This window comes from Neisseria sp. HMSC055H02, from assembly GCF_001813335.1.
Lineage (GTDB): Bacteria > Pseudomonadota > Gammaproteobacteria > Burkholderiales > Neisseriaceae > Neisseria > Neisseria sicca_C.
This window is the reverse complement of the sequence record NZ_KV812049.1, coordinates 1-6293: the sequence shown is the minus strand read 5'-3', so window position 1 is coordinate 6293 and position 6293 is coordinate 1. Positions and strand designations below refer to the sequence as shown.

The window sequence follows — 6293 nt, the reverse complement described above, 5'->3', positions numbered from 1 at the left end:
GGACGGCGTTTTTAGCTTTTGGGTTTGCGGGTGCGGGCGCGACGGTTGCTTCGGCCTTCAGTTTGGAGAAGATGCCCTCGCCGATGCCTTTGACGTTTTTGAGCTCCTCCACCGATTTGAAGCCACCGTGCTGCTGGCGGTAGTCCGCAATGGCTTTCGCTTTGGCCGGACCGATGCCGGGCAGGGCTTCCAATTCGGACGGGGAAGCGGTGTTGATGTTGACGGCTGCCAGCGACAGCGAGGCGGTCAAAACGGAGAGTGCGGCAAAGAGGAATTTTTTCATAAGGACGTTTTCCTATCGTTTCGTTAATATGGACGGCAACGCCCGGAATGCGTTACCACTGTATATCTTATTATCATATCCTTTCCATTATTTCAACTCAAACAATTTTAAATATTTCCAACCTTACTATCTCCAAATGTATTGATTCCGCAACATCTGCTAGCCCGCCTCAATTTCGGAGCGTACCCGCCCGCATCATCAAGCGTCCATCCTTCTGCAACCGGAGCATTCGGCGTATCACCCCATTTTGCCCACCGCCGCCATACAAGGCAGGGATGTCCGGTTCGCCAAACCCGTCAACGATACAAAGTAAAAGCCCCCGACATCTGTCGGGGGCTTAGGATAGGTGTTTGGCAGTGACCTACTTTCGCATGGAAGAACCACACTATCATCGGCGCTGAGTCGTTTCACGGTCCTGTTCGGGATGGGAAGGCGTGGGACCAACTCGCTATGGCCGCCAAACTTAAACTGTACAAATCGGCAAAGCCTCAATCAATATATCCGGTGATGACTGAATCAGTCAGTAAGCTTTTTATTTGAAGTTCTTCAAATGATAGAGTCAAGCCTCACGAGCAATTAGTATGGGTCAGCTTCACGCGTTACCGCGCTTCCACACCCCACCTATCAACGTCCTGGTCTCGAACGACTCTTTAGTGCGGTCAAACCGCAAGGGAAGTCTCATCTTCAGGCGAGTTTCGCGCTTAGATGCTTTCAGCGCTTATCTCTTCCGAACTTAGCTACCCGGCTATGCAACTGGCGTTACAACCGGTACACCAGAGGTTCGTCCACTCCGGTCCTCTCGTACTAGGAGCAGCCCCCGTCAAACTTCCAACGCCCACTGCAGATAGGGACCAAACTGTCTCACGACGTTTTAAACCCAGCTCACGTACCACTTTAAATGGCGAACAGCCATACCCTTGGGACCGACTACAGCCCCAGGATGTGATGAGCCGACATCGAGGTGCCAAACTCCGCCGTCGATATGAACTCTTGGGCGGAATCAGCCTGTTATCCCCGGAGTACCTTTTATCCGTTGAGCGATGGCCCTTCCATACAGAACCACCGGATCACTATGTCCTGCTTTCGCACCTGCTCGACTTGTCGGTCTCGCAGTTAAGCTACCTTTTGCCATTGCACTATCAGTCCGATTTCCGACCGGACCTAGGTAACCTTCGAACTCCTCCGTTACTCTTTGGGAGGAGACCGCCCCAGTCAAACTGCCTACCATGCACGGTCCCCGACCCGGATTACGGGTCTGGGTTAGAACCTCAAAGACACCAGGGTGGTATTTCAAGGACGGCTCCACAGAGACTGGCGTCTCTGCTTCTAAGCCTCCCACCTATCCTACACAAGTGACTTCAAAGTCCAATGCAAAGCTACAGTAAAGGTTCACGGGGTCTTCCCGTCTAGCAGCGGGTAGATTGCATCTTCACAACCACTTCAACTTCGCTGAGTCTCGGGAGGAGACAGTGTGGCCATCGTTACGCCATTCGTGCGGGTCGGAACTTACCCGACAAGGAATTTCGCTACCTTAGGACCGTTATAGTTACGGCCGCCGTTTACTGGGGCTTCGATTCGATGCTCTCACATCTTCAATTAACCTTCCAGCACCGGGCAGGCGTCACACCCTATACGTCCACTTTCGTGTTAGCAGAGTGCTGTGTTTTTAATAAACAGTCGCAGCCACCTATTCTCTGCGACCCTCCGAGGCTTACGGAGCAAGTCCTTAACCTTAGAGGGCATACCTTCTCCCGAAGTTACGGTATCAATTTGCCGAGTTCCTTCTCCCGAGTTCTCTCAAGCGCCTTAGAATTCTCATCCTGCCCACCTGTGTCGGTTTGCGGTACGGTTCGATTCAAACTGAAGCTTAGTGGCTTTTCCTGGAAGCGTGGTATCGGTTACTTCATGTCCGTAGACACTCGTCGTCACTTCTCGGTGTTAAGAAGACCCGGATTTGCCTAAGTCTTCCACCTACCGGCTTAAACAAGCTATTCCAACAGCTTGCTAACCTAACCTTCTCCGTCCCCACATCGCATTTGAATCAAGTACAGGAATATTAACCTGTTTCCCATCGACTACGCATTTCTGCCTCGCCTTAGGGGCCGACTCACCCTACGCCGATGAACGTTGCGTAGGAAACCTTGGGCTTTCGGCGAGCGGGCTTTTCACCCGCTTTATCGCTACTCATGTCAACATTCGCACTTCTGATACCTCCAGCACACTTTACAATGCACCTTCATCGGCCTACAGAACGCTCCCCTACCATGCCAGTAAACTGGCATCCGCAGCTTCGGTTATAGATTTGAGCCCCGTTACATCTTCCGCGCAGGACGACTCGACCAGTGAGCTATTACGCTTTCTTTAAATGATGGCTGCTTCTAAGCCAACATCCTGGCTGTCTGGGCCTTCCCACTTCGTTTACCACTTAATCTATCATTTGGGACCTTAGCTGGCGGTCTGGGTTGTTTCCCTCTTGACAACGGACGTTAGCACCCGCTGTCTGTCTCCCGAGAAACCACTTGATGGTATTCTTAGTTTGCCATGGGTTGGTAAGTTGCAATAACCCCCTAGCCATAACAGTGCTTTACCCCCATCAGTGTCTTGCTCGAGGCACTACCTAAATAGTTTTCGGGGAGAACCAGCTATCTCCGAGTTTGTTTAGCCTTTCACCCCTATCCACAGCTCATCCCCGCATTTTGCAACATGCGTGGGTTCGGTCCTCCAGTACCTGTTACGGCACCTTCAACCTGGCCATGGATAGATCACTCGGTTTCGGGTCTACACCCAGCAACTCTTCGCCCTATTAAGACTCGGTTTCCCTACGCCTCCCCTATTCGGTTAAGCTCGCTACTGAATGTAAGTCGTTGACCCATTATACAAAAGGTACGCAGTCACACCACAAGGGCGCTCCCACTGTTTGTATGCATCAGGTTTCAGGTTCTATTTCACTCCCCTCCCGGGGTTCTTTTCGCCTTTCCCTCACGGTACTGGTTCACTATCGGTCGATGATGAGTATTTAGCCTTGGAGGATGGTCCCCCCATATTCAGACAGGATTTCACGTGTCCCGCCCTACTTTTCGTACGCTTAGTACCACCGTTGAGATTTCGAATACGGGACTATCACCCACTATGGTCAAGCTTCCCAGCTTGTTCTTCTATCTCGACAGTTATTACGTACAGGCTCCTCCGCGTTCGCTCGCCACTACTTGCGGAATCTCGGTTGATTTCTTTTCCTCCGGGTACTTAGATGGTTCAGTTCTCCGGGTTCGCTTCTCTAAGTCTATGTATTCAACTTAGGATACTGCACAGAATGCAGTGGGTTTCCCCATTCGGACATCGCGGGATCATAGCTTTATTGCCAGCTGCCCCACGCTTTTCGCAGGCTTACACGTCCTTCATCGCCTATCATCGCCAAGGCATCCACCTGATGCACTTATTCACTTGACTCTATCATTTCAAGAACTTCTCTGACTTTGCCTGACATTCCGTTGACTAGAACATCAAACTTGAATTTCCTACTCTGATAAAGCTTACTGCTTGTTGTGTCTTAATCCCGCCTTTTGTCTTTCGGGATTAAGTCGATACAATCATCACCCAAATACTGTACCTGTTTTTCTTTTCCTGTTCGGGAGACAACTGACCGTTTGCAATCGGCCAATCATCAAAAACAGACACATTGTCTTTGTTTGTTGATTTCGGCTTTCCAATTTGTTAAAGATCGATGCGTTCAATATTGCTATTTACTTCGCAAATCAAAATGAGCTGATTATTATAGCAGCCTTTCTTTTTCCGTCAAACTGATTCGTCAGCAGACTTCTCTATTAGAAAAAAAGAAAGCAGTTACACTGCCTTTTTAACTCGCTTTGATTTGGAAAGTATTGGTGGAGGCAAACGGGATCGAACCGATGACCCCCTGCTTGCAAAGCAGGTGCTCTACCAACTGAGCTATGCCCCCGTTCTTGGTGGGTCTGGGAGGACTTGAACCTCCGACCCCACGCTTATCAAGCGTGTGCTCTAACCAGCTGAGCTACAAACCCGGATTCTCTTCTTAAGCGAACCTTGTCTTCACTCAAGCATTTTTCCGCATCTTCTACAGTTTACCGATAAGTGTGAATGCGACAGCCTCTTCTTTCTCTAGAAAGGAGGTGATCCAGCCGCAGGTTCCCCTACGGCTACCTTGTTACGACTTCACCCCAGTCATGAAGCATACCGTGGTAAGCGGGCTCCTTGCGGTTACCCTACCTACTTCTGGTATCCCCCACTCCCATGGTGTGACGGGCGGTGTGTACAAGACCCGGGAACGTATTCACCGCAGTATGCTGACCTGCGATTACTAGCGATTCCGACTTCATGCACTCGAGTTGCAGAGTGCAATCCGGACTACGATCAGTTTTGTGAGATTGGCTCCGCCTCGCGGCTTGGCTACCCTCTGTACCGACCATTGTATGACGTGTGAAGCCCTGGTCATAAGGGCCATGAGGACTTGACGTCATCCCCACCTTCCTCCGGCTTGTCACCGGCAGTCTCATTAGAGTGCCCAACTTAATGATGGCAACTAATGACAAGGGTTGCGCTCGTTGCGGGACTTAACCCAACATCTCACGACACGAGCTGACGACAGCCATGCAGCACCTGTGTTACGGCTCCCGAAGGCACTCCTCCGTCTCTGGAGGGTTCCGTACATGTCAAGACCAGGTAAGGTTCTTCGCGTTGCATCGAATTAATCCACATCATCCACCGCTTGTGCGGGTCCCCGTCAATTCCTTTGAGTTTTAATCTTGCGACCGTACTCCCCAGGCGGTCGATTTCACGCGTTAGCTTCGCTACTAAGCAGTCATGCTGCCCAACAGCTAATCGACATCGTTTAGGGCGTGGACTACCAGGGTATCTAATCCTGTTTGCTACCCACGCTTTCGGGCATGAACGTCAGTGTTATCCCAGGAGGCTGCCTTCGCCATCGGTATTCCTCCACATCTCTACGCATTTCACTGCTACACGTGGAATTCTACCTCCCTCTGACACACTCTAGTCACCCAGTTCAGAACGCAGTTCCCAGGTTGAGCCCGGGGATTTCACATCCTGCTTAAGTCACCGTCTGCGCCCGCTTTACGCCCAGTAATTCCGATTAACGCTCGCACCCTACGTATTACCGCGGCTGCTGGCACGTAGTTAGCCGGTGCTTATTCTTCAGGTACCGTCATCAGACAGGGGTATTAACCCCGCCCTTTTCTTCCCTGACAAAAGTCCTTTACAACCCGAAGGCCTTCTTCAGACACGCGGCATGGCTGGATCAGGCTTGCGCCCATTGTCCAAAATTCCCCACTGCTGCCTCCCGTAGGAGTCTGGGCCGTGTCTCAGTCCCAGTGTGGCGGATCATCCTCTCAGACCCGCTACTGATCGTCGCCTTGGTAGGCCTTTACCCCACCAACTAGCTAATCAGATATCGGCCGCTCAAACAGCGCAAGGCCAAATGGTCCCCTGCTTTCTTCCTCAGAAGATATGCGGTATTAGCTAATCTTTCGATTAGTTATCCCCCACTGCCCGGTACGTTCCGATATGTTACTCACCCGTTCGCCACTCGCCACCCAAGAAGCAAGCTTCTCTGTGCTGCCGTCCGACTTGCATGTGTAAAGCATGCCGCCAGCGTTCAATCTGAGCCAGGATCAAACTCTTATGTTCAATCTCTAACTTTTTAACTTCTGGTCTGCTTCAAAGAAACCAACAGAACAATGTCTAAAACATCATCTTGTCTGTCTTTCAAAACAGTGTGAGGCTGTCGCACTCACACTTATCGGTAATCTGTTTTGTTAAAGAGCGAAAACGAATTATAAAGCATTTCATCTCGTTGTCAATCAAAACTTTTCTTAAAACCTCGAAAAATCAGACTAACTGTGATATACTTACCTGTTCGTTCAATCACCGCCGAAGCAGCGAAGAACCGAACTATACCCCTCCCCTCAAAAACCGTCAACTCCCAAACAATAAAAAATTCTACAAAACCCGACAACAA

At 50.5% G+C, this 6293-nt stretch carries 1 protein-coding gene, 2 tRNA genes and 3 rRNA genes; all 6 read right to left on the bottom strand.

Going from position 1 to position 6293, the window contains the following annotated elements; genetic code table 11:
• On the bottom strand, nt 1-283 hold a 283-nt coding region (locus HMPREF2907_RS00030), incomplete at its 3' end, for a ComEA family DNA-binding protein (RefSeq protein ID WP_070679052.1).
• Between the two features lie 348 nt (nt 284-631).
• Nucleotides 632-745 (bottom strand): 5S ribosomal RNA (gene rrf, locus HMPREF2907_RS00025).
• Between the two features lie 93 nt (nt 746-838).
• Nucleotides 839-3730 (bottom strand): 23S ribosomal RNA (locus HMPREF2907_RS00020).
• 432 nt (nt 3731-4162) lie between these two features.
• Nucleotides 4163-4238 (bottom strand) — tRNA-Ala (locus HMPREF2907_RS00015).
• 5 nt (nt 4239-4243) lie between these two features.
• A tRNA-Ile gene (locus HMPREF2907_RS00010) sits at nt 4244-4320 on the bottom strand.
• A gap of 101 nt (nt 4321-4421) precedes the next feature.
• Nucleotides 4422-5962: ribosomal RNA gene (locus tag HMPREF2907_RS00005) — 16S ribosomal RNA — on the bottom strand.
• The 16S, 23S and 5S rRNA genes sit together here with 2 tRNA genes alongside, the layout of an rRNA operon.
• Nucleotides 5963-6293 lie beyond the last annotated feature (331 nt).